Below are 24,963 nucleotides of genomic sequence, written 5' to 3' on the forward strand. Positions count from 1 at the left end.
TTCTCATTATGGCACAGTCCCTCCCATTTTTTCACGTGCGACATCGAATGCGGCCACTTATCCCTGTACGCTGTGATTACCTCTTCAACTCCGCTGGTACCGGACGAGAGGGGTGCGGCGCAAGCCGGAAACCATCAAAAATCAATAGTGATAAGGAGGAATCCCATGGGTTCCAAAGAGCACAAGCCGAATAACGGCAATTCCGAAATGTTCCCCGTCATCGCGGCGGCATCGTCCGTTGCTCTGGCCGGTCAAATATCGCCGACACTGGCATGGGTCACTTATGTGGCCGTTCTGGTATACGCCGCGGTAACTGATCGAAATAACAAGAAGAAGTAACCGAACACGGCTTCTTGAGCTGCTTTACGTTCCCCCGGTATAGCCGGGGGAACGTTCCTTATCCCGCAACGAACCTCACCCGCGCCGCGCCACGTTGATCACGTTGTTGTGACCCCAGCATCGCTCGTACGGCATGCCGGTCAGGCTCTCGACCAGCGCACGCGTCTCGTCCGTCGCGTCGGCCATCGAACCGCCCTCGCGCAACCGCGCGATCTCGGCCAGCAGCAGCTCATGGTTCTCCCGGTTGAGCTTGAGCCGGTACGTGAACACGATGCCGATGATGCAGATCGCGATCGGCGCGAACGAGAACAGACACGCAAGCGCGAACACGGTCTGCGGCGGCTGCGACTGCGCGCCTTCCACGAATCCGGTCGCCTCCAGCACGAGTCCGATCACGATCGTCTCGGCCGAGGAGAAGATGTCGTCGATCGTCGAATTGATGGCCGCGTACTGGCCCTCGCGCCGCTTGGACGTGATGATCTCGTCCACGTCGGGGATGAACGTGTACGTGTACTGCGTCGCGTTCACCACGCCCGTGATGCCGAAGTTCATGAACAGGCCGAGGCCGATGTACAACACGGCGCGCGTGCCGGTCGGCAAGGACCCGGCGTTCATCGCGAGCACGAACATCGCGAGGAACACGCCGATCACCTCGAATCCGCCGAGTCGGTACGCCCGCGGGCCGCCGATGCGCGCGGTGACCCACATGAAGAAGCCGACGCACGCGATGCCGAACAGCAGGTTCACGCCGGTGGCGAGCGAAACGGTCTGCGGGTCGAGCAGCAGCACGAAGATCACGAAGTACGTGTTCAGCGTGCCACGCACGGTGCGGAAGCACTCCTCGGACAGATACAGGCCGAGATAGTTGCGGAATTCCTTGACCTTGAGCACGGACAGGAAGTTCCAGACGATCGAGACGAGCCGCTGGCCGAAACCGAGTCTGCCGTTTGCACCAACGTTGTCAGTGCTGCCAGCGTTCGCAGCGTCACCCGAGTCGATCACGTCCGCATCGGACACGTTGGTCGATTCGTCGAACGGCCGTTCCTGGATCGAGAGGAACCCGAGCAGCAGCACGGCGGTGCCGATGATGCCGTACAGCAGGGCCATGTTGAAGTACGATTCCCAGTTGTCCTTGCCCCAGATGGTGAACAGGTAGACGTTGAGCACCGACAGGAACGTGCCGCCGATCGCGCCGGCGATCTGGTTGACGCCGACGAGCTGCGCGCGCTGGGTCGGATTTTCGGTCATTTCGGACGGCAGACCGTACTGCACGGTGGTGATACCGGCGAAGAACGCCCAGTACAGCAGGTTCGCGAAGAAGTAGACCGGAATCGGCAGGTTCGGCACCCACAGCAGCAGGTAGAAGACGAAGTTCGCGGGGATCGCGAAGATCAGGATGGAACGGCGGCGACCGAACCTACGGCCGAGCGCGTTGCGGTACATGCGGTCGGAGATGTATCCCCAGACCGGCCCGATGACGGACGCGACGATCTTGCCGGTGGCGATGAGCACGGCGGTGACGGCCATCGGCACGTTCAGGAATGTGGTGAAGTAGAACATCTGCCAGGTGACGATCATGGTCTGCATGACGTACGACAGCGAGAACGTGGAGTAGCCGAGCTTGGCCTTCCACGGCAGCGGTGTGACGGTGGCCTCGGCGGCTGACCGGCGGCCGTGCGGCGCGTGCGATGATGACTGCGACATCGGTGTCCCTCCTGCTTCGTTGCGTCTGCGGTTGTTCGTGAGACCTGTGACTTGGCCGCGCGCCGTTCCGTCGATTACGGTTGCGCTGCGACGATGTGGCCCGGGTCTGTTCCGTGGTGTCGCGGCTTCGCGACACGCCGTTGATGCATCGTTCGTTGATCTGGCTCAAAACTATATCATCGTTAAGATTTTCGCGCCATGTACGGCGTTTTGACTGCCTATCAAATCAACATTTTTCAACAATCTTATCGATGAGATGATATGCTGGTTCATGTCAGAACAAAGCAGTTAATCGGCTCCCGCAGTCGCCCGTCCTTCGTGTCATCTCGACCGAGGCAAAGCCGAGCGGAGAGATCTTTCAACGGCGTGCCCTCGGGAAAGATCTCTCCGCTCGCTATCGCTCGGTCGAGATGACACAGAGGACGCAGGGGAGGGCCGGGATCACATGCAATGCCGCACAAGCTCGTTCATCAGTCAATGGAGGTCTTACGATGACGACAGACACTCACCCGACCGACGCGTTCGCCAAGCGCGCCAACGATTTCAACCACGGATGGCGCTTCTTCCGCGGCACGCCGAACGGCGCGGAGAAGCCCGGCTACGACGACGCCGACTGGCGCTCCGTCACCCTGCCGCATGACTACGGCGTCGAGGGCAGGTTCTCCCGCAACGCCCGCGCCACCGTCGGCTACCTCAAGGTCGGCGAAGGCTGGTACCGCAAGACCTTCGTCGCCCCGGAGTCCCTCGCAGGCAAGCGCGTCACGCTCGACTTCGACGGCGTGATGGACCGCGCTGAGATCTGGCTCAACGGCGAGAAGATTGCCGAACACCACTATGGCTACACCGCGTTCAGCATCGACCTGACCGGCAAACTCAAGCTCGGCGAGGAGAACGTCGTCACCGTGCGCTCCAACAACGAGGAGCCGAGCTCGCGCTGGTACGCCGGCGCCGGCATCTACCGCGACGTGACGATCACCGTCACCGAGCCGATCCACGTTGCCCGATTCGGTACGCAGGTCACCACGCCGACGCTTGAGAACGATGTCAAGCAGGATGTCGCAAACGTTCGCGTCGCGACGATCATTGCGAACGATACTGCAAGCGACGCAGCCGTCACGCTGCGTAACGAGATCATCGACGCCGACGGTACCGTCGTCGCCACCGCCAACAGCACCGTCACCGTGCCCGCGAATACGCCGGACAGCACGCACGCGGCCGATCACTACGACGACGCGGACGCCGCCAACCGTTACGAACAGACCATCGCCGTGCCGAACCCGCACCTGTGGAGCACCGCCGACCCGTACCGCTACACGCTGCGCACCACCGTCCTCGCCGGGGGAGCGGACGGCACTGCCAGCGCCGCCATCATCGACCAAACCGAAACCAAGATCGGCCTGCGCTGGATCACGCTCGACCCGGCCTCCGGACTGTATCTGAACGGCGTGAACATGCGCGCGCTCGGCATGTGCATGCACCACGACCTCGGCGCACTGGGCGCGGCCACCTACCGCCGCGCCGTCGTGCGTCAGCTCGAAATCCTCAAGGACGCAGGCGTCAACGCGATCCGCACCAGCCACAACCCGTGCTCGAAGGTGTGGGCCGAGGAATGCAGCCGCATGGGCTTCCTGCTGCTTGAGGAGCTCACCGACATGTGGACCGCGCCGAAGAACCGAAACGACTACTCCAACTACTTCGCCCAGGACTACCCGGAGGATCTCGCCACGATGATCCTGCGCGACCGCAACGAGCCGTGCGTGTTCATGTGGGGCATGGGCAACGAGGTCGCCTGGCAGGAGGCCGAGATCCCGATCGCCGCCGACCTGACCCGCCGCTGCCACCTGCTCGACCCGACCCGCCCGAACTCCGTCAACGACGCGTCCTACCTGTCCAAGGGCATCGACGGCATCGGCAACAAGATCCACGAGCAGATGGACGTGCGCGGCTACTCCTACATCAACCGCGACCAGATGGAAAAGGTGCACGAGAAGCACCCGAACGACGTGATCCTCAACTCCGAATCCGGCAACTGCACGCCGTGCCGCGGCTTCTACGTGCACCCGACGATCCTCACGGACGAATGGCAGCTGCGCGGCCGCGACTACCCGTTCGCCAAGGGCCGCCGGCCGTGGACGGAGGACACGTACGAGATCTCCGACTACAACGTCACCACGAACCGCGGCTACCCGCTCGACATCGCGTTCGACCGTCTCGTGAACCTGCCGTTCAACGTCGGCGAGTTCGCGTGGACCGGCTTCGACTACATCGGCGAGCCGGCGCCGTACATCTCGAACTTCTACTGGAACAAGCCGGAGATGCCGGAATCCGACGGCACCGTGCTCGCGCCGTTGCGCTCCTACTACGGCATGGTCGACACGGCCGGCTTCCCGAAGAACCCGTGGTGGCTGTACAAGGCGCTGTGGACCGACCCGGAGGATGCGCCGATGGTGCATCTGCTGCCGCACTGGAACTGGGACGAGGGCGAGTCGGTGGCCGTGTGGGCCTACACGAACGCCGCGAGCGCGGAGCTGTTCGTCAACGGCCGCTCACTCGGCAAGCGCGAGTTCGAGTCGCACGAGGCGACGTTCCACCTGAGCAACAAGTACGCCGACAAGCCGTTCGAGTACCGCTACCAGAAGAACGGCAACGAGCCGAAGCAGCTGACTCTGCAGTGGGAGGTGCCGTTCGAGCCGGGTACGGTCGAGGTCGTCGCGTACGACAAGGCCGGCAAGGTCGTCGCCCGTGATTCGATCACGACCGCTGGCGCGCCGGCTGGGATCAAGCTGATTCCGGACCGTCATGTGATCGACGGCGACGGTCACGATCTGAGCTTCGTCGAGGCCGACGTGATCGATGACGCCGGCGTGATCGTGCCGCGTGCGAACAACGAGATCGTGTTTCACGTGGAACACGGGCGTCTGCTCGGCACCGACAACGGCTATCAGGCGAACACCGAGCCGCTGCAGTCCCCGGTGCATTCCGCCTACTCCGGCAAGGTGCTGGCGATCGTCGCATCCGACGGTTCCGGCAAGCCGATCCGCGTAACCGCCACCGCCAAGGGCCTACACTCCGACTCCGTCGATGTGTTCACCGTCACCTCGGCCCCCTCGGCTGGGTCGAGCCGTACAGGAAACGCCGGTGGCGTTTCCAAGCGAGAGAGCGACGACAGTCGCTCCAACGAAACGGCCGAAGGCTCCGCAATTGCCGGGCAAGCTGTCACGCAAAGCGTGACTGGGGAACAATCCACACCCAACACGCCCCTCCCTGTCATTTCGAGCGAAGGCGCAGCCGAAGTCGAGAAATCTTCCCCCACAACCAGCTCTACAGATCTCTCCGCTACGCTACGCTCCGGTCGAGATGACACCGAAGTCCTCGTCGTCCGCAACGCCGCAGTACGCGTGCGTGCCGACGAAGCCCCTGCGCTGCCGCAGACCGTAACCGCGCTGCTTGCGAACAACACCCGCAAGGAAATCCCGGTCACGTGGTCCACTGCCGAACTGCTCGACAAGACCGCCGCAGCCGCCGCCAAGCCCAACGCGCAGTTCTTCATCGTCAACGGCGAAGCCGCCGGCCTGCCGGCACAGGCGACCGTCACCGTCGCGCATCCGATCGCCGCACGTCCAGTCACGCTGGCCGTCGCAGCCGGCACCGATCCGGCACTTCCGGCCCGCGCGATGATCGTCTTCGACGACGGCAGCGAAACCGACGCTCCGGTCACATGGCAGCCTGCCGCAACCAGCGCCTCCGGCGACACCACAACGTTCAACGGCACCGTCGAAGGCTACGATCTGCCGGTCACCGCGACCGTGCGCACGCTGGCCGCATCCGACGACACCGCGCATGACACGACCGATCTCGCGTCGATCATCGTGGACGGCAAGCCGCTCGCCGACTTCGCCGCCGGCACGCACCGCTACACGCTGCATCGCGCGTACGCCGATCCCGCGCCGGTCATCGAGGTCACCACGGCCGACAACGCGACCGCGGTCGTCGTGCCGCCGCTGCACTATCCGTACGGCTCGTACGTCGTGCGCGTCACGTCCGAGGACGGCGAGCAGCACGGCTCGTACGCGCTCGATCTCGACGTGCCGCCGGCACCGGTCGCCGAAGTGACGATCGTGCCGCCGACGCACACGCTGACCGAGGACGAAACGGCTGCGCTGTCGGTCCGCGCGATCGACGAGGTCGGCCGTCCGATCGAACTGGCGATGAACGACGATGCGACGGTCACGTTCGCATCCAGCGACGAGTCGGTTGCCGGCGTTGCACACGATGGCACCGTCGAGGCGCGACTGAGCGGCACGGCAAACGTTACTGCAACCGTCACGTACGGCGGCGTGACCAAGACCAGCGCCCCGGCGATCGTCACCGTCACGGCCGGCAGCGAACCGAAGACTCCGGTCAAGACGACCGTTGCCAACGTGCGCACCGTCGCCGGCACCACGCCGGAACTGCCCGCCACCGCGATCGTCTCGTTCGGCCACGGTGTCGACGCGCCGTTGCCGATCACGTGGGAACCGGTGTCCGACGCGGTCTTCGCCACCGCCGGCACGGTCACGCTGCGCGGCACGATCGCACGCTTCGACCGCGACGTGACGACCAGCGTGCAGGTGGTCGAGGTCGCCGCAGTGCAAACGGTGTCGCTCGCGACGATCACCGGCATCGAGCCGCTCATCCAGGAGGATGTGCCCGAGGTCACCGTCTACTGGTCCGACGGCGCGAAGGAACAGCGCCCGGTCACGTGGGATGTTCCGGAAGCGGCCACGTACCGTCATCCGGGCACGTTCTCGCTGCTCGGTACGGTCGAGGGCATCGAGGAGCAGGCCGTTGCACACGTTCGCGTGACCGACGACCACGAGCAGAACCGCGATCTGTTCTCGTACCGCAACGACGTGTACCCGCAGGTGCGCGCCTCCTACACCAATCCCGATCCGAAGGCGCAGGAGGACAGCTCGCTGCTCATGGACGGCATCGTCTCATACACGCCGCGCGTGGGCTACAACCTGAAGAACCGCTGGTCCACCACCGGTGATCCGTCACGCACCGCATGGCTGGAGTACCGCTTCGGCTACGGCGAGGAGACGCCGTTCATCCTCGGCGCGTTCACCGTGTACTACTGCCTTGACGGCGAAAACGTGGCGCTGCCGGAGCACGTCGGCGTCGAATATCTCGACGCGAACGGCGACTGGCAGCCGGTGCGCAACCTGACCGTCGCATCGCATCCGGTCGAGCAGACCAACGACGCCGCGTGGGTGTACGCGACCGTCGGCGACAAGCCGGGTTCGTCGATGTCGTCGAAGGGCGACGAGACGACCTACTCGTTCGACATGGTGCGCACGTCACGTATCCGGATCACGTTCGAGTCTGCCAAGGACGCGGTCGTGGCGATCACCGAGGTGCGCGGCGACGCGCAGATTCCGGCGCTCAACTCCGATGCGACGATCGCGGGTCTGACCGTGGACGGCGAAGCGCTGGCCGGATTCGATCCGGCTGCCGAAACCGTGCACGTCGCGTCCGGCCCTGCGTCAGACCTCACGGTGCTGCCCGCCGGCAACAACGCGGCCGTGACCGTGGTGCCCGGCGACGCCGAAACGCAGGTGGTCGTCACCTCCGAGGATGGCACCGCCACCCGCACCTACCACGTCGTCTTCGACAAGTAGGACACGCCCCACCCGCGTCATTCCCGCCAAACGAAGATCCCGCGTCATTCCGACCGAACGGAGATCCCCACATACATATCATCGACCGAACGAAAATCCCCGCACACGTGTCATTCAACCGAACGAAGATCTCCATACCCCATGTCATTTCGACCGAGCGAAGCGAGCGGAGAAATCTTTTCGACGCACCAAACCATCGCAAGATTTCTCGACTCGGCTTCGCCGCGCTCAAAATGACAGCATAAACCCACCAAACCGAGGTGATGCCTATACGCCCACACTGACACCTTGCTGATCCGGCCGTCTCTTGTTTCCATCCTGCTTCAGACGGCCATGCAAAGCCTCCGCCCAACCCCGCGGAGGCTTTGCCGTATCCGGCCATATGTCAGTCAACCGTCATCGTCCCTTAACCCGACCGCAATTATCTCAACGATGAGATACGCTATGCTGGATGTCAGCCAAGCAGGGGAGGAGGTGACGCACGATGGATATTCTCAAGTACGTGAAGCGCGGACTGGTCATGACCGGATTCGCCAACATGAAGCACATGAACGACGACATGGCCAAGACCATGATCACGATCGCCCGCGAATACGATCAGGACAGGTAACCCGACCATCAACGAAGCTGATCATCCAGGACAATGGCGTCCGTTTTTTCATCGTACTTACGCACATTCCGTACACCGCACCGCCGCTCTGTTCGCGCGATCGCGACATAGACTCGCACATGGCGACGATTGCCGTTCAGCACACAACCAATGTGAACTATCTCACGCGCAATTCCGGCGCAAGACGCGCGTCGCACAACAAAAACGGCGGTATAGTGCTGATTGTCGGCGTCGACAGGGGGCAGCAACGCCGACAAACGCACACCAATGATGTTCGGTCAGGGCACGCCGGCCGCGCGAGACGATCGCGCGACACAAGCGGAACGGACCGCCGAACACATCCGAGGCGGCACGCGCGGCAGTCCCTTGCGGCACCGGCTGATATGACCACTATCGCCAGCCACGAAAGGACCCAGCCCGCATGGCACGTCTCGCCACGAACCGTTGGACCAGCGCCATTCTTCCCGCACTGCTGATCCACATCCCGATCGGCACCGTCTACTGTTGGAGCGTGTTCAAGCAGCTGATCGCCGACCAGCTCAACGCCAGCCCGTCCTCGGTGGAGTGGGCGTTCTCGCTCGCCATCTTCTTCCTCGGCATGTCCGCCGCGTTCGCCGGGCCGATGGTGGAGAAGAACATCAAACGATCCGCGCTCGTGTCGATGATCTGCTTCGTGGTTGGGTTCGCTGGCACCGGCGTGAGCATCGCGCTGCACTTTCTGCCGGGCGTGTTCGTCTGTTACGGCGCGATCATGGGCGTCGGGCTGGGCGTCGGCTATCTGACGCCGGTCAAGAACCTCATGCTGTGGTTCGCGGACAACAAGGGGCTCGCGACCGGCATCGCGGTGGCCGGATTCGGCCTGGCCAAGGCCATCGCCAGTCCGGTGATGGAATGGCTGATCGGCACGATCGGATTGGTCGCCATGTTCTACGTGCTCGCCGCGATCTACGCGGTGATGATGCTGGTCGGATTCCTGCTGATTCGCCGACCGGCCGGCTGGGTCTACGATCCGGCCGTCTCGCACGTCAGCCGCCGCGAGATTCTCAAGAAACCCGTGTTCTGGGGCATCTGGATCGCGTTCTATCTCAACATCACCTGCGGCCTCGCGCTCATCAGTCAGGAAAAGGACATCCTGCACGACGTGCTGCAGTCGTTCCCGCAGTACGCGGGACTGAACCAGAGCGAGCTGGCCGCCGCGATCGCGGGCGTCATCGGACTCGTGCTCGCGGTCGACGCCGTGTTCAACGCGGCCGGACGCATCGGCTTCTCCACGATCTCCGACCATCTCAAGCGACGCGAAAGCGTGTATCAGATCATCTTCGTCATGTCGATCGCGGTGTGCGTGCTGCAGGTGGCGCTCAACAGCATCGACAACGCCGTGCTGTGGGCGGTACTGGCCATGCTGTTCCTCATCAACGCGGGCTACGGCGGCGGATTCTCCACGCTGCCGGTGCTGCTCGACCAGCATTTCGGCACGAAAACCGTGTCGACCACGCACGGCCTGACGCTGAGCGCGTGGGCGTTCGCGGGGCTGAGCGGCAACCAGCTCGCGTCGTTCGTGGTCACGCATGCGCCCGATCAGGCGCACCGGTACGCCGCGCTGATTCCCGTGATCACCGCGCTGTATGTGGTGGCGCTGGCGAGCGTGACCTTGTCGAAGCGGGCGGGGCGTCAGGGCTGAGTGCGCCGGTTCCCGGGATCGGACGTCAACATCCCGGGAACCGGCAATCGCGCATTATGCAACAACCACACAAACGCAATTGGCGGAATGGCGAGGATTACGCCTGAAAAACGCACATGGCCGGTTCCCGGGATTATTGAGAGAACATCCCGGGAACCGGCCACATTCATATATCCAATCAGGCCGTCCAGCCTCACGCCCCGATCAGGCTCAGCATCTGCGGCACGCTCTTCTTGCCGAACTCGACCTTCTGCTCGCCGCCCTGATTGATGACGATGCACGGCACGCTCATCGCGCCGTACTGGTCCTTGAGCTCGGGGAAGTGCGAAATGTCATATGCCTCCGCCCGCACGGCCGGGTTGAGCGACGCGATGCGCTGCGAGGCGAGCACCGTCTCCGGGCACATCGTGCAGGTCAGCGACACGAGAATCATGATGTCGGTCGGGCTGGCCGCCACCGCGCGCTCGCGCAGGTCGTCATCCAACGGCTGGCCCGGGCCGGCCGCGTTGTACAGTCCCAGCACGAACGAGTTGAACTCGTGACCGCTCGGCACGCCATGGAACGCAAGACCGGTCGCCGTCAGCCGCCCAGCGGACTCGTCCCACACGCACAGCCGCACGGCGGGACGTGCGACTGGCAGCAGTCCGGCCGGATCGAACTCGGCGCGACCGTTGTCATCCAGCGAACCGTACGCCGGCAGTTCGGTACCGTCCGGCAGCACGATCGTCGCCGGTTCGCCGACGACCAGTTCAGTCGGCACGCTCTCGCCGTCGACCGCACTGATCAAACCGGCCGCGTCGATCGCGACCGAGTTCAGCTTGCCGCCGGACAGCGCGACCATCTCGCCGATGAATCCTTGCAATTCCGCGGATAGCGGAGTGTCGTCCAGTTCCAGCGCGAGCGTGACCGGTCGGGTCATGCGGCCGAAAACGACGCCGAGCTGCTGCTTGATCGCGGCGGAGAACAGTTCGCCGGGCTTCTTCGCGGTCTGTGCGGCGGCCGCGGCGGCATCCGCGCTGCGCTTGACCGGTGCGGGAGCGGGCGTGGTGCCAGCGTTCGCAGCAGTGTTCGCAGTGGCTTCGGCCTGTTCGTACACGGACGCGGTCGGCCGCGGCGGCACGAGGCCGGTCTTCTCGCTCATCGACTTCGAGTACCGCTCAAGTTCGACGGCCGCGATCGCGCCGTCGGCGGTCGCGGTGACGACCTGACGCAGGTTCTTGACGCGCAGATCGCCGGCCGCGTACACGCCCGGCACCGACGTTTCGAGATAGCCGTGCGTGACCACGTATCCATGATCATCAAGTTCGACGACGCCGCGCACGAGATCGGTCGCGGGCACGTATCCGGCGAACACGAACACGCCGAACGTGCCGTCATCGGCCGGCTTCCACGTCGCGCTTTCGCCGGTCTCCACGTTGCGGATCGTCGCCTCGCGCAGGCCGCCCTGACCTGCGGTCACGCCGTCGAGCACCGTGTTGTAGCGCACCTCGATCTTCGGATTGTTCTTCGCTTCGGCCGCGACGGACGCGTCGCACGTGAAGTCCGGCTCGCGCACGAGGATCGTGACCTTGCTCGCGTACTTGGTGAGGAACACGGATTCCTCGGCCGCCGCGAATCCGCCGCCGATGACGAGGACCTCGCGGCCGGTGAAGAACTCGCCGTCGCAGGTGGCGCAGTAGGCCACGCCGCGGCCCGCGTATTCGGCCTCGCCTTCGAAACCGAGCTTGCGCGGGGACGCACCGGTGGCGAGCACGATGCCGAACGTGCGCAGGTCGCCGCGCGAGGTGTGCACGGTTTTGATGTCGCCGTCAACGTCGAGTCCGGTGGCTTCAGCGGACAGGAATTCCGCGCCGAAGTCCTTGGCCTGCTGGCGCATGGTCTGGGTGAGCGCGCGGCCGGTGGTGCGGCCGACGCCCGGGTAGTTCACGACTTCGTTGGTGATGGTGATCTGCCCGCCGAAATCGTCCTTCTCGAGCACGAGCACACGGTAGCGGGCGCGCGCGAGGTACAGGCCCGCAGTGAGGCCCGCCGGCCCGCCGCCGATCACCACCACGTCGTAGAGATTGCTGGTGTCAGTCATATAAAAAGCTCCTTAATGGATATCACAAAAAAGGGATGGCCCCATCCCAACCTATCCGCGTGGTCATTGGGCATGAAGACGAGGATTGAGAGGGCCTATTACCAGGGTAGGCTGTCACACTCTTCACAAAATGCGCCTCGCATAGGTGGTGTGACAGAATATCATGTCACACCATCCGCAACATCGCGATTTTCTGCAATGTGTGACATCCCACCTACGGATCATCTCAGCATCATCTTGCGGCCAATATCACAAATCCTTGGAATTCCAGCCATCTCAAGATGATGCCAAACAATACTTTTTGTCACGCTTTCGCATAATCGCAATCCTGCGCGCAAGCGTGACACAGGCGCTGTCACACCCCGTTAGAATAAACGGATTTTGCCGATGTGTGACACAGGATCACGTCACACATCGGCAAAATCCGCCTATTCAGCACAGTCGTGACAATTTGTCGTCAGCAGATCAGAGCAGACCGACCAGATCGAGGCTCGGCTCGATCGTGTCCTCACCCGGCTGCCACTTGGCCGGGCAGACCTGATCGCCGTGCTCGTACACGAACTGCGACGCCTGCACGCGGCGCAGCAGCTCGTCCGCGTTACGGCCGACGTTCGAGGAGATGACCTCGTACGCCACGACCTTACCCTCAGGGTTCACGATGAAGTCGCCACGCTCGGCCATGCCGTCCACCTCGTTGTACGTGTCGAGGTCGCGCGCGAGCAGTGCGGTCGGATCGGCGAGCATCGGGTACTGGATCTTCGCGATCTTCTCGTTCGCGTCGTGCCACGCCTTGTGCACGAAGTGCGTATCGGTCGAGACGGAGTAGATCTCGCAGCCGATCTTCTTGAAGTCTTCGTACTTGGCGGCGAGGTCCTCAAGCTCGGTCGGGCACACGAACGTGAAATCGGCCGGGTAGAAGAAGAACACGGACCAGTGGCCGAGCACATCCGCCTTGGTCACCTCGTGGAATTCGTTGTTCTGGAAGGCCTGCACCTTGAAATCGGTGAGCTCGTGCTGCAGCAGGGTCATCGTCGTTCCTTTCGTGAAAAATCTCGGCTCGGGACATGCGTTCCCGCGCACCGTCTTCTATGGTATCCCGGCCGTCCGCGCCGCGCCGAACCCTGCGCTGGCAGCGCACATGAGAATAATCACACCGCGGCTCGGCATGCGCTTGCCTTACTATGGACTCGTTTGGACCACGTCGAAGAGGAGCATCATGGCAGCAGACCAGTTCGAACAGGATCGTGACGGCATCAACCCGGGCGACGACGCGCAGCGCGAGTCGACCGCGAACTCAACGTGGAGCCGCATGCTGGCCGGCAACCGCAGGTTCGCGGAAGGCAAGCCGGAGCATCCGTGGCAGGACACGACCACGCGCGAGTCGCTGATCGACCGGCAGAATCCGGACGCGGCCGTGCTCGCATGCTCGGATTCGCGCGTGCCCCCGGAGATCGTGTTCGATGCCGGACTGGGCGACCTGTTCACCGTGCGCACGGCAGGTCAGGTGCTGGACGACGCGGTGATCGCGTCGCTTGAATACGCTGTCAGCAAGTTGCACGTCAGTCTGCTGGTGATCCTCGGTCACGAAGGCTGCGGTGCGATCGACATGGCCGCACGCGAACTGGACGAGATGATCGCGGCGACGACGCATGATCCGGCCAGCTCGCTGGAAGCCGCGGCGGCGATCGACGATCTGGACGAGCAGATCGCACAGGCCGAGTCGATCATGCTGCGCACGGTCGGCATGTCGGTATGGCAGGCGAGACAGGCCGAACTGGACGCGCACGAGGATTTCGAGCGCGTGCACGTGGCGCACACGATCGAGGAGCTGGTCACGCGCTCCGAGGTGATTCAGGACGCGCTCGCGCACGACAAGCTCATGATCGTCGGCGCGCGCTACCAGCTCACCACCGGCAAGGTCGAGGTGCTGAGTTTCTGACGGCAGGTCGTTCCACGTCATTTCGAGCGAGGCGCAGCCGAGTCGAGAAATCTTTCAGAGCCACTGCGCGGCAAAAGATTTCTCCGCTCACTGCGTTCGGTCGAAATGACAAACTCGCGCATCGATCACGCCATTACTATCATCCTGATTGACGTGCCACACCTCTAGAGTGGAGGGCATGTCACTTGGTATGAACATCCTCCTGATCTTCGTCTTCCTGCTGCTCGGTTCCGTGTTCTCCGGCACTGAACTCGCGCTCGTTTCGCTGCGCGGCTCGCAGATCGACCAGATGGAGCAGGAGGATGCCCGCGGCGCTCGCGTGGCGAAGATCGCCCGCGACCCGAACACGTTCCTGTCCACCGTGCAGATCGGCGTGACGCTATGCGGCTTCCTGTCCGCATCGTTCGGCGAATCATCGATCTCCCCGTACATCGTGCCCGTCGTCGAAAGCTGGGGCGTGCCCGCGCACATCGCCGCGCCGTTGACCACCATCAGCCTCACGCTCATCATCTCGTACTGCTCGATCGTCATCTCGGAAATGGTTCCGAAGCGCATCGCCATGCAGCGCACCGAGCAGATCGCGCGCGCCGTCGTGCCCGCGATCGATATTTTTGCAACCGTATGCCGTCCGATCATCTGGCTCATCGGCAAGAACACGAACGGCATCGTCCGTCTGCTCGGCTTCGATCCGAACGAAACGGAAAGCGAGGTCTCCGACGACGAGCTGCGCGTGCTGGTCAACACGAACACGTCGTTGAGCAAGGACGAGCGCACGATTCTGGACGATGTGTTCGATGCGTCCGAGACGATCGTGGCCGAGGTCATGCGCCCGCGTGCGGACGTCGTGTTCCTTGACGGCTCGCAGTCGATCGCGGACGCCGCTGCATACGTTCGCGAGATGCCGTACTCGCGCTACCCGGTCACCGGCAAGGACTTCGACGACGTGATCGGCTTCGTGCACGTGCGCGACCTGCTCGACGTGCGCGATCCGAACGCGAAGACCGTGGCCGACGTGACGCGCGAGGGGATCTCGCTGCCGGGCACGTCGAAGCTGCTGCCGAGCCTGTCGCTGCTGCGCAAGCGCGGCATTCATCTGGCCGTGGTGATCGATGAATACGGTGGCACCGACGGCATCGTCACGCTCGAGGACATGACCGAGGAGCTGGTGGGCGACATCCGCGACGAATACGATCTGCCGGAGGAGTCGAGCAAGACCGGGAAGAACGGGCGCAGTGCGTTCGTGAACGGTGTGGCGACGATCGACGGCGGCATGACGATCGAGGACTTCGACGACCTGACCGGCATCGAACTCGAGGACGGCCCATACGAGACGGTGGCCGGCTACTTCCTCGCGCACACCGGCAAGATGGGCGAGGAGGGCGACGTGCTGCACTCCGACGACGGGTACGACATGGTCGTCACCAAGGTCGACGGCCGCCGCATCGAAACGCTCGAGGTGCGCAAGGCCGGCGCGCCGGACCATGCGCCGGTCGCATAATCACGCGGAGCGTGACCGGGAGCGCCTCACTCCGGCGCTCCCATCGCTAAAACCTTGATATTTCAACGATGTTGCGATACTGCCGTCACAGGTACAGCGCCCCCGGTCACGCTCCGGCGACCCAGGGACATGGTAGTGTGGGATACGCCACTGCCGGCCCGCGCACGGCGCGCGGCTGCGGCGCGTAGAGTGGATATACATGGCTCCCACGAGGAGCCGCTGATCGAAAGGAGCGAGCTATGACGCTTGCATTCGTTGTTCCCGGACTCGACGAGGCCACGTCCGAAAAGGCCATCGCCATCCTGCAGAACCGCCTCAGCCAGGAGCAGGAGGCCGCGCTGGTCCTGAAGCACGCACATTGGAACGTGACCGGTCCGAACTTCATCGCCGTGCACGAGATGCTCGACCCGGAGGTCGAATCCGTGCTCGCGCAGGCCGACGAGACGGCCGAACGCATCGCCACGCTGGGCGGTACCCCGGACGGCCGTGCGGATGCGATCGTGCGCAACCGCACGTGGAAGCCATTCGACACGGAAGGCCGCGCCGGCACCACCGCATACCTTGAGGCGCTGATCGAGTACTACGACGCGTTCATCGCGGAGGATCGCCGCGCGGTGGCCGAACTGGACGAGCTGGACTTCGTCAGCTCCAACATCATTCAGGACCATGTGCAGCAGCTTGAGAAGTTTCACTGGTTCATGCGCTCGCATCTTGCGTGAAATAGGGTGAGATTCCACGGTGTCGCCGATTCACGAAGCGGTGACACCGACCAAACGGCCGTAGCCGAGTCCCAATCCTGATGATCGGACGCGGCTACGGCCGTTTTACATCTCAGCCGGCCGTAACTCAACAAGATTCCGACCTTACTGTTGAGTTGCGGTCTCCGCGAGTCACGACCATCGCGAGTCACGACCGCCGCAGTACCGGATGATGGTCGAGTTCGCGCTTGAGTTGCCGCCAGTTCGGCTGATACATGTCCATGCGCCGTTGGAACTCGGGGCCGTGGCCACGCGTGTTCCACAGATGCGTCATCTCATGCACGAGCACGGATTCGAGGAATTTCGGGTCCAACAGCCCCAATTGCAGATTCAGACGTATTCGCCCAGTTTTAGGCGTGCAGGACCCCCACCGCGAGGTCATGATGCGCAACGAAATATGCGAAGGCGCACGACCGATGATCGGCTCCCATTTCGCCAACAATCCCGGAAGAGCCGCCCTGATCGCCGTCTCCGCCCGCCGTACAAGGTCATCCGTCCACATTGCGCCGGCCGCGCCCGCGGATTGCTGCCGTTCTCGCAACTCATCCAACCGAGTCTGTGTCCGTACGATCCACTCGCGCCGTCCGCTCACGAAATCAACGATCTGGCGCTCGCCCATGCGCAACGGGGCAGACACCTCCACGCCACCGTCCGAGGGACGCACGCGCAGATACATGTTCTTGATTGCCTTGCGCGTCACCGTCACGGCCATTCCGTCAATGGTCACGGTCTGGGGCGGGCGCGGCGAAGCGGTTGAACGGCGAACAGGCATACGACCCATTGTCGCGACGTCGCGGACAGCATCGGACGTCCCACGAACGCATCAGTTTAATGATCAAGAGGCCGATCATGCGACTTGTCAATGTCGGTTAGCCGATCGAGAGGCTAGACAGCAAGTCCATTTATCCAAAATCACAGAGTTCGGGGGTATACATAACCGGTTATTGCGCTTAGGTAACCTCTCAATCGTCGAACCGACCCCGACGAAAGGCGATATTAGCCTCTCGATCGTCAAACTGCCCGCTTGTAATCACCGCAAACGGCCGATGCCAATGCCGACTTTGCCGCCGTCGAGCAGGAATTGCTTCATGTTGCGCTGCAACGACGTGTTCTCCGGCAATTCCTCGACCGGCGCCGCGGACCGCTGGAACACCCATTCGCGCCAATCCTGCGCGTCCGGGTCGGTCGTCAGAATCTCGAACCGATGCTGGAACGCAAGAATGTGCGAATCCTCCGGCAAGAGCTGTTCCAGCGCGGGGGAGAGCAGCCACGATTCGCACATATACGGCAGCCGCGCCCAGTCGGGGAAGAACCGCGCGAAGAACGACCGCGAGCGCGCGATCGACATGTCGCAATGGTCGGGATCGAGCCGCGCGTCGGAGGGGATGTGCATGTTGACGATACGCGGGGTACCGGCAACGGCCGGCACGTCCTTCGCATCGTATGCCAATTCGAATTCGAGGTCGCCGAGGCGGAACAGCCGTGCGCTCAACTGCCGGTACGTCCAGAAGTCACGGTCGAAGCCATACGATCCGTAGCTGACGCGATGCTCGTTGATGAACCGCGTAAAACAGGCCATCGTATTGTCGAAGACGTTATCGGGGATGCCGAGGCGGCAGTATTCCGGGAACGTGTATTCGCCGGCCGCGACCAGCATCCAGTACAGCATGCGCCACCCGTTCGGATCGTCGCCGATCAGGGTTTTCAGCGTGGTCCATGATTCAACCCGTCGCTCGGGGTCGGCAAGGCCGCGCACCGCGTCCATGCCTTCGGCGGGCAGCGATTCGCCGCCGGCCTCCAACCCGCGCAGTGCGTCCCGAACCTCTTCGGGCAGATCGATGCGTTCCATCATCTGTTCGACGGGAACGGTCATAGTTATGCCAGTACTTCCGATGCAGTTACGCATCCCATTCATTACATCTCTCTTCCTCATGGGATTTGCGTGACCGACTTTACCAGCGGTATGGAGGATGTGCGAGGCCGCGATCGAAACGCAGACAGCTTCCGTGATGCGGCAATTCGCCCATGATGCGGCAATCATACGAGACGGCGAATCACGCAAACCTTGACGTCAAGCCGCAGCATGCAGGATTTACCGCATCATGGGAAACTCACGTAGTCCGGCAAAGTGTGCACGGTGCCGGACTACGCGCGCAGCAGGTCGGCGCAGCGCCAGACCACGTTGGCGATGCGCCGCAGTTCCGATTCGGCGCTGACCGTACGCCACACGTCCGCATACGCCTCGAACCAGCGCTCCAAACCACGCGTGACGGTCTGCGCATATGCGGGCAAGTCCGCCCTGTCACTCGCCTCACCGTCAAGAACGCCGGCGCGAACGGCCAGACACCATCCGAGCTCGTTGAACAGCCGCTGGCCTTCGGCCGCGATGCGCACGGACTGCAACGCTTGGCCACGCGAGCCGATCGCACGAGAAGCCCCAGCAACGCCCACTCCGCATCCGACCGCACCGGCCATCGCCGCGCCCATCCGCGCTTCCGCAGCCCGCAAAGCCGAGTTCGCAGCGACAGTCCGACGAATCCCACCATCGGCCCCGTCCTGCGCCGCATCGACCAGCCGCGCCAGCAAATGCCGCCGCGCTTCGTCCACGGTCGCGCTCGCATGAATCCGCTCCGCAGCCTCGGTATCCGCCCCCGTCCAGATCGAGTCGCGCACGTCGGTATTTAACGATCCGTCGCCGTAATCAAGTTCCACATACCGCACGATGTTCATCCAACTGAACGTCACCTGCCGCGAGGCGTCGCGCAGCGCGGCCACGAACATGCCGCCGCGGTCGCCGTATTCGACGATCGAGATGCGCCGGTCAAGCTCGACGTGCGCGGATTCGCCGGCGTCTCTCGCGATGCAGCGGTCGTCGTCGACGCACGCGTCGCAGGACAGATCGCCGCTGTCGTACTCGTCATCGTCCACTGCGAGTCCGGAGTTGCCGGCCCCGCAACCGTCGCAACCGTCCGTCGCCCAGTCGGGATTCCACGCGCATTGTGCGCCGTAGATCATGCCGGGGATCGCCATGCGCGGGTCGTTGACGTGCCCGAAGTCGCCCCAGTCGGTCACGAGGAAACCGGCCGCGCCGTACGCGAGCCCGTACCGAGCGAGCCGCGAGATGTTGTTCCACGCCCAGTCGAGCCGCGGCAGCAGCGCATTCCAGCACCACACGGCCGGGCACACGTACTGCGTGGCGCCCGATTGCGCCACGAGCCGCACTTTGTTGTCGTCGATGTTCGGCGCATACAGCCAGTTGAGCAGGGTCACGTCATGCGGCAGACGGTCGAGGATTTCGGGGTGTTCGATCGCGATGTCGCCCCAGAATAGCGGCTCGCGGCCTTGTTCGGACAGGTGCTGGCACAGGCGCGTCACGTAGTCGGCGTACATGGTCGCGACGCCGCGACGGTCAGCTTCCGGCTTGGAGCGGCCTTTGCCGAGGTCGAAGGTTTCGTCGCCGCAGATGTTGAATTTGCGGGTGCGGAACAGGCCGAGATAGTCGTCGATGAGTTTGAACGAGAACGCGAACGCGTCCGGTTCGGTGATGTTGAGCGTGTGGTGTTCCATGCGTTCGATGAGGCTGAACGGACGGTCGGCCTGGTCGGGGAATTCTCCGAGCCGGCGCAGTTCGCGCGTGCGCAGGGCGGTGTAGTGGTGGCCGAATGTGGAGACGGATGGGACGAGTTCGATGCCGCGGGCGGCGCAGTAGTCGTCGAAGGCGATGATGTCGGCGGGTTTGAGCGGGCTGGCGCCGCGCCAGGTTTCGCTCAGGCCGTCGAATGCGAACGTGTGCTCGATGTAGAGCTGGAGTTGGTTGTATTTGTAGAGGCAGAGTTTGTCTGCCCACGTTTTCAGCCAGTCGAGCGTGGGGACGCGGCCGCGCGTCGCGTCGAGATAGTAGCCGCGCACTGCATACGCTGGCTGGTCTGCGATCGTAATCACCGGCAGTGCGGGCGCGCATTGGCGGATGATCTGGCGCAACGTCTGCACGCCGTCGCGTAGGCCGGCTGTGCTGCCGCCGATGACCGTGATGCCGCTTGGTGAGATTGTGAGTCGGTATGCGGTCGGGGCGAGCGGGGATCGCGATGCGGGGGAGGATTGACCGACGGCTGGAATGTCTGCAGGTTCGGAAGATCGGTTCTGTCGATGATCGACGTTGCTGCCGGTCGTATCAATGGTCGTATCGGCTATCGTCTGCCTGACGGCGACATCATCGGCGATATCGTCTGCGGCATCACTGTTGTCGATCGACAGTGTGATGAATGACTGCCAACGATCGCTGTTCGCGACATCCCAGCGCAGTCCGGTCGTCGCTTCGATGTCGTCGGCGATCTGGTTCGCAAATACGCAACCGGCATCGCCGGCGTTCTTGGTTTCGACGATACGGTCGACATATGGCAGCAGTACGTACGCGCTCGGCTCGATCGATACGTTTTGCGGCTGCGGGATCAGTTCGAAGTTCTTGGATTCACCCTCGACGGAGTACTGCATGACGTTCCTTTCTGCCGTCCGCCGCATCGGGCCGGGACACCACATCATGCCCGGCTTTGCGCTGCGGTTCGATGGACCGGCGGAGGCCTTGTTCAACACTGCACCAGTCTAGCGGTTTGGCTGGGTGAACCGGGTTTGTTGAGGGCGAGTGTCTGTATGCCATCGCCGGACTTGCGTAAGTGGGCGAACCCGGACGATGAACCCGCGAGAAATACGTAAGCGGACCATCGCGGACGGCAGATTCAAGGTAAACCAGCGGAACAATCCATGCGCAAACCCGTAAGTGGGCAATTGCCTACCATAAACGGCCGGTGTAAGCGGGTGATTGCGGACGTCGATTCGATAAGTGGGCGGATACCTACCATGAACAGCTCTCATAGGTGGGCTTTCACCTACCACGAACAGATAAGTGGGTGTTTGCCTACCATGAAACCTATGATTTGGCAGTTTTTATGGTAGGCAAACACCCACTTACGGATTTTTCCGTCCGGATTTACCCACTTATGACGAGGTAGTGGGCGAATCCGAACATATATCAAGCGGCGTCATTCTGCGCGACACGCCGATAAGCAGATCCAGCTTGACGCATACACGATCTCTGGTAATCTAATCGATTGTGCGCTTTTGCAGCGTATGGATCGGGCCCGTAGCTCAGGTGGTTAGAGCGCATCCCTGATAAGGATGAGGTCGGAGGTTCAAGTCCTCCCGGGCCCACAGGAAAAATGAAGCGGCCGGCGTGCCGCTCTTTTTTTCTAACTACCCAGCTTTGGGGCATTGGCGCAGCTGGTAGCGCATCTGCTTTGCAAGCAGAGGGTCGCCGGTTCGAACCCGGCATGCTCCACCCCTTAACCCTTGGAATCAAGCCGATTCCAAGGGTCTTTGCTTTCTGCCGCAATTCAGTTTCAGTAGACATCAGCAGACAAGTCTGAAGCTAGGACCAATCGTGTGCTTGGCTAGGACACCCCCGAGTCTCACACGGTCTCGCGCGTCCATAAGAATAGATCAGACGCTGTCACACACGGGAGTTAAAGAAGGATTTGGGGCTGACGTGGCATGATTCGCTGGCACACATCACAGGAATAAACGATTTTCGGGGATAGTGTGACAACGAATCTGTCACGCAATACAGAAAAAGCGGGTTTCAGCCAGAGCATGACAAACAGATAATCTCAAGATCCTTGCAATAGCAACGATCTCCGGACAGTACTCCACATGCGGACATTAGCAGCCTGTCACACCTGCCCAGAACCACCCATTTCCGCCAAAGCATGACACGACATCCAGTCACACCCCACCATGTAATCGTGCGCAACAACAAAGCATGACAAAAATCGAAGACCGCAGACAGCACCCGACTCCCATAGCCTATTCTCCTCAGCCGCACAACCAACCGACCAATCCAATTCAGAAGCCCCAGTGGCCTTCGTGGCCGTTGCCGGTGACCTCGAATCGTACCGTCGGCTCGGCTGGCGGCGCGGCGACGAACCGTTCGATCAGGTCCATCTGCGGACGACTGATGCCGATATCCGAATACGGCCCCACGCCGAGCACCGGCGCGGTCGGCCCGCTTGATTGAATGGCCAGTCCGGCATCGTATGTGGTCTCCTCATCATCGATCCACACGATCGGCCGGCCGAGCGCAAGCCGCGAGATCACGGAACGCCGCTTGCCGGTGTACCGCCCTTCCCGAGTGATCGGGTCATACCAGGTGATCGTCTCCCAATCCACGTCGAGCGCGAGATTCAGCGCCGCGATATACGGCTGCCATGTGCTCAGCCATAGGATCTCGGCGTCGAGATCGCGCAGACGATCGACCAGTTGCGACGACCAGTGGATGCGGATGTTGCCGTGATAGTTGCCGGCCCACACGGTGTGACTGCGGTCGGGCGGGAACCAATTGGCCGGATCGTACACGGGGATGCGAGGATCGTCGGGCTTCATCCACGCGGTCGAGTTCTGCCGGCGGCGCACTTTCTCGTCCGGAAACTGGTTGATCACACCGTCGAAATCGATCAGTACCAGCGGACGGTGCTCATCGGTTGCCGTGGTCATCTTCGTGGTCATATGCTCAGCCATGTCCTCAGCCTCAGTTCCGCCTGTCCTACTGCCGATTGGCAGCAGCAATATCGTCAATCGCGCGGACGTCACCGCGCCATGCTCTCGCGACCGGCCGTTCCGATCGTCTCCACCTATCTCAACCGGACAACTCGCGTCAGACTTCGACCACCATGCGTCGCGCAGCCTAACTGCCACGCACCGCAACCCAGCTGCCTCACCCCCACGCACACACACGTTCACGCCTTCGCCGCACGACTCCCACGCAACTCACAGACTCCTCGCACACGACGCCATGAATCAGATGATTATATGTAGTCAACGGCCGAAAGACCGCACAACATAACTGAACAACCTTCTTCCTTCTTCTCCTTTCTCTCTCCCGAAGCCCGGCCCAACCGCCGGGCTTTTTGGGTTGCGATCAAAACCACAAAAAACATCGACACATACGCACAATCTGTTTGACTCCCACATTTTACGTACGTAATATGTGCATATAACCCACAATACGCGATTGTAATCCGGGAAAGAGCCATAGCAATGGAACGCACCGCACTGCACCAGCTTGACGCATGGAAAACCTCACGTAACCGCAAGCCGCTCATCATCCGCGGCGCGCGCCAAACCGGAAAAACCTGGCTGTCCCAGGAATTCGGAAGAACCCGGTACGCCAACGTGGCCCGCATCGATCTCATGAACAACGAGCGGGCGCGCCGGTTCTTCGACGGAGATCTCGACATCCATCGCATCGTGCGCAATATCAGTCTGGAAACCGGCGTCAAGATCGCACAGGACACCCTCATCATTCTCGACGAAATTCAGGAGTGCCCGCGAGCGCTGATCGCACTGAAATACTTCTGCGAGGACGCACCCGAATATCATGTCATCGCCACTGGCTCCTACATGGGCATCACCCGGCACGAGGGCGACTCGTATCCGGTCGGCAAGGTGAATACGCTCACGTTGCACCCCTTGGATTTTTCCGAATATCTTCGCGCCGTCGGACAGGACATGATGGCCGATATGCTCGCTGACCGTGACGGCATACGCGATCTGGATGCCTCGTTCCGGGACAAGCTCACCGTATGGCTTAAGGAATACCTAGTGGTGGGCGGCATGCCGGCCGCGGTCGCCGATTTTGCCGATCATCATGATTTTTCGGAAGTTCGCAGACTGCAGCGGGACATTCTCGACGATTACGATTCAGATTTTTCCAAGCACGCCCCGCTGCGCATGCTGGAGCGTATCCGAATGGTCTGGTCGTCGCTGCCTTCCCAACTCGCGAAGGAAAACCGCAAGTTCATATACGGCGCTCTTCGTGACGGTGCACGCGCCAGGGATTTTGAAGAGAGCATCCAGTGGCTGTGCGATTACGGCGCGGCGACCAAGGTCCCTGCCGTTTCCGCGATCCGTACGCCGTTGTCTTCCTACGCCGACTCGTCCGCGTTCAAATTGTTCGCCGTGGATTGCGGATTGCTTGGCGCACTGTCCGGACTCAATCCGAAGACCATTTTGGATGGGGATGCGCTGTTTACAGAGTTCAAGGGCGCCTTTACGGAACAGTACGTATGCCAGCAGCTGGTCGCCCAAGACCTGAAGCCATATTACTGGAGCGCGCCGCGGGGACGATCCGAAGTCGATTTCGCCGTGGATCATCCGGATGCCGTACTACCGATAGAGGTCAAGGCCGAGGAGAATCTTCACGCCAAAAGCCTGCGTACTGCAGTCGATCATTTTTCGCTGCGTAAGGCGGTACGGACCAGTCTGGCCGGATACCGGGACGAAGGATGGCTGCTCAATCTTCCGCTGTGGTCGGCCGACAGTCTTCGCGAGCTGGACATCACAGCAAACAGCTGACTGCATCACGCACCACGACCCAGCTGCCGCAATCTCTCCAGCTGCCGCACATCCACGCACACACGTTCACGCCTTCGCCGCACGACTCCCACACAACTCACAGACTCCTCGCACACGACGCCATGAATCAGATGATTATATGTAGTCAACGGCCGAAAGACCGCACAACATAACTGAACAACCTTCTTCCTTCTTCTCCTTTCTCTCTTCCGAAAGCCCGGCCCAACCGCCGGGCTTTTTGGATTGCGGAGGAAAGCCCGGACGCACAGACGATCCGACAGACGAACCGGA

General features: G+C 62.2%; 15 protein-coding genes and 2 tRNA genes. 10 read left to right on the plus strand and 7 right to left on the minus strand.

Going from position 1 to position 24,963, the window contains the following annotated elements; translation table 11 throughout:
- Positions 1-165 precede the first annotated feature (165 nt).
- Complete coding sequence (locus AC1A0G_RS03505; RefSeq protein WP_476527554.1) at positions 166-339, plus strand: hypothetical protein; 174 nt, start codon at positions 166-168, stop codon at positions 337-339.
- A 75-nt stretch (positions 340-414) separates the two neighbouring features.
- Here AC1A0G_RS03505 and AC1A0G_RS03510 read toward each other — a convergent pair whose 3' ends face one another.
- Entirely contained in the window at positions 415-2,043 is a 1,629-nt protein-coding gene (locus AC1A0G_RS03510; RefSeq protein ID WP_476527556.1) for an MFS transporter, read from the minus strand.
- 491 nt (positions 2,044-2,534) lie between these two features.
- Between AC1A0G_RS03510 and AC1A0G_RS03515 the strand changes: the two genes are divergently transcribed.
- From AC1A0G_RS03515 to AC1A0G_RS03525, 3 genes are all read left to right on the plus strand, one after another.
- Positions 2,535-7,703 (plus strand): Ig-like domain-containing protein, encoded by a 5,169-nt coding sequence (locus AC1A0G_RS03515; RefSeq protein WP_476527557.1) that lies wholly within the window; start codon positions 2,535-2,537, stop codon positions 7,701-7,703.
- Positions 7,704-8,187: 484 nt separating this feature from the next.
- The gene (locus AC1A0G_RS03520; protein WP_476527558.1) at positions 8,188-8,313 is read left to right on the plus strand and encodes a hypothetical protein; all 126 of its coding nucleotides are present in this window, start codon (positions 8,188-8,190) and stop codon (positions 8,311-8,313) included.
- Positions 8,314-8,734: 421 nt separating this feature from the next.
- Complete coding sequence (locus AC1A0G_RS03525) at positions 8,735-9,994, plus strand: OFA family MFS transporter (protein ID WP_476527559.1); 1,260 nt, start codon at positions 8,735-8,737, stop codon at positions 9,992-9,994.
- Between the two features lie 193 nt (positions 9,995-10,187).
- Here AC1A0G_RS03525 and AC1A0G_RS03530 read toward each other — a convergent pair whose 3' ends face one another.
- Positions 10,188-12,074: an FAD-dependent oxidoreductase gene (locus AC1A0G_RS03530; RefSeq protein ID WP_476527560.1), complete on the minus strand. Its 1,887-nt coding sequence runs from the start codon at positions 12,072-12,074 to the stop codon at positions 10,188-10,190.
- A 465-nt stretch (positions 12,075-12,539) separates the two neighbouring features.
- Positions 12,540-13,103 carry an alkyl hydroperoxide reductase subunit C gene (gene ahpC, locus AC1A0G_RS03535; RefSeq protein ID WP_150354234.1) on the minus strand — a complete coding sequence of 188 codons (564 nt, stop codon included), beginning with the start codon at positions 13,101-13,103 and terminating at the stop codon, positions 12,540-12,542.
- A gap of 187 nt (positions 13,104-13,290) precedes the next feature.
- Between ahpC and AC1A0G_RS03540 the strand changes: the two genes are divergently transcribed.
- From AC1A0G_RS03540 to AC1A0G_RS03550, 3 genes are all read left to right on the plus strand, one after another.
- On the plus strand, positions 13,291-14,013 hold the full coding sequence (locus tag AC1A0G_RS03540; RefSeq protein WP_476527563.1) for a carbonic anhydrase: 723 nt from the start codon (positions 13,291-13,293) through the stop codon (positions 14,011-14,013).
- Positions 14,014-14,191: 178 nt separating this feature from the next.
- The gene (locus AC1A0G_RS03545) at positions 14,192-15,511 is read left to right on the plus strand and encodes a hemolysin family protein (protein ID WP_476527565.1); all 1,320 of its coding nucleotides are present in this window, start codon (positions 14,192-14,194) and stop codon (positions 15,509-15,511) included.
- Positions 15,512-15,750: 239 nt separating this feature from the next.
- Positions 15,751-16,230, plus strand: coding sequence for a Dps family protein (locus AC1A0G_RS03550; protein ID WP_214374869.1), 480 nt, complete (start codon positions 15,751-15,753; stop codon positions 16,228-16,230).
- A 187-nt stretch (positions 16,231-16,417) separates the two neighbouring features.
- On the opposite strand, the gene AC1A0G_RS03555 is transcribed toward AC1A0G_RS03550, so the two are convergent.
- From AC1A0G_RS03555 to AC1A0G_RS03565, 3 genes are all read right to left on the minus strand, one after another.
- On the minus strand, positions 16,418-17,041 hold the full coding sequence (locus tag AC1A0G_RS03555) for a M48 family metallopeptidase (RefSeq protein WP_476527566.1): 624 nt from the start codon (positions 17,039-17,041) through the stop codon (positions 16,418-16,420).
- A gap of 258 nt (positions 17,042-17,299) precedes the next feature.
- On the minus strand, positions 17,300-18,142 hold the full coding sequence (locus AC1A0G_RS03560; protein ID WP_476527568.1) for an acyltransferase domain-containing protein: 843 nt from the start codon (positions 18,140-18,142) through the stop codon (positions 17,300-17,302).
- Positions 18,143-18,414: 272 nt separating this feature from the next.
- The gene (locus tag AC1A0G_RS03565) at positions 18,415-20,760 is read right to left on the minus strand and encodes a beta-N-acetylhexosaminidase (RefSeq protein WP_476527570.1); all 2,346 of its coding nucleotides are present in this window, start codon (positions 20,758-20,760) and stop codon (positions 18,415-18,417) included.
- Positions 20,761-21,400: 640 nt separating this feature from the next.
- On the opposite strand from AC1A0G_RS03565, the gene AC1A0G_RS03570 reads away from it, so the two are divergent.
- Positions 21,401-21,474 (plus strand) — tRNA-Ile (locus AC1A0G_RS03570).
- Positions 21,475-21,528: 54 nt separating this feature from the next.
- Positions 21,529-21,601, plus strand: a tRNA-Ala gene (locus AC1A0G_RS03575).
- Positions 21,602-22,164: 563 nt separating this feature from the next.
- Here the strand turns inward: AC1A0G_RS03575 and AC1A0G_RS03580 are convergent.
- Entirely contained in the window at positions 22,165-22,836 is a 672-nt protein-coding gene (locus tag AC1A0G_RS03580) for a hypothetical protein (protein ID WP_476527571.1), read from the minus strand.
- A gap of 519 nt (positions 22,837-23,355) precedes the next feature.
- Here AC1A0G_RS03580 and AC1A0G_RS03585 point away from each other — a divergent pair.
- Complete coding sequence (locus tag AC1A0G_RS03585; RefSeq protein ID WP_476527573.1) at positions 23,356-24,672, plus strand: ATP-binding protein; 1,317 nt, start codon at positions 23,356-23,358, stop codon at positions 24,670-24,672.
- Positions 24,673-24,963: the final 291 nt, after the last annotated feature.

It is taken from the genome of Bifidobacterium sp. LH_230 (assembly GCF_056357555.1).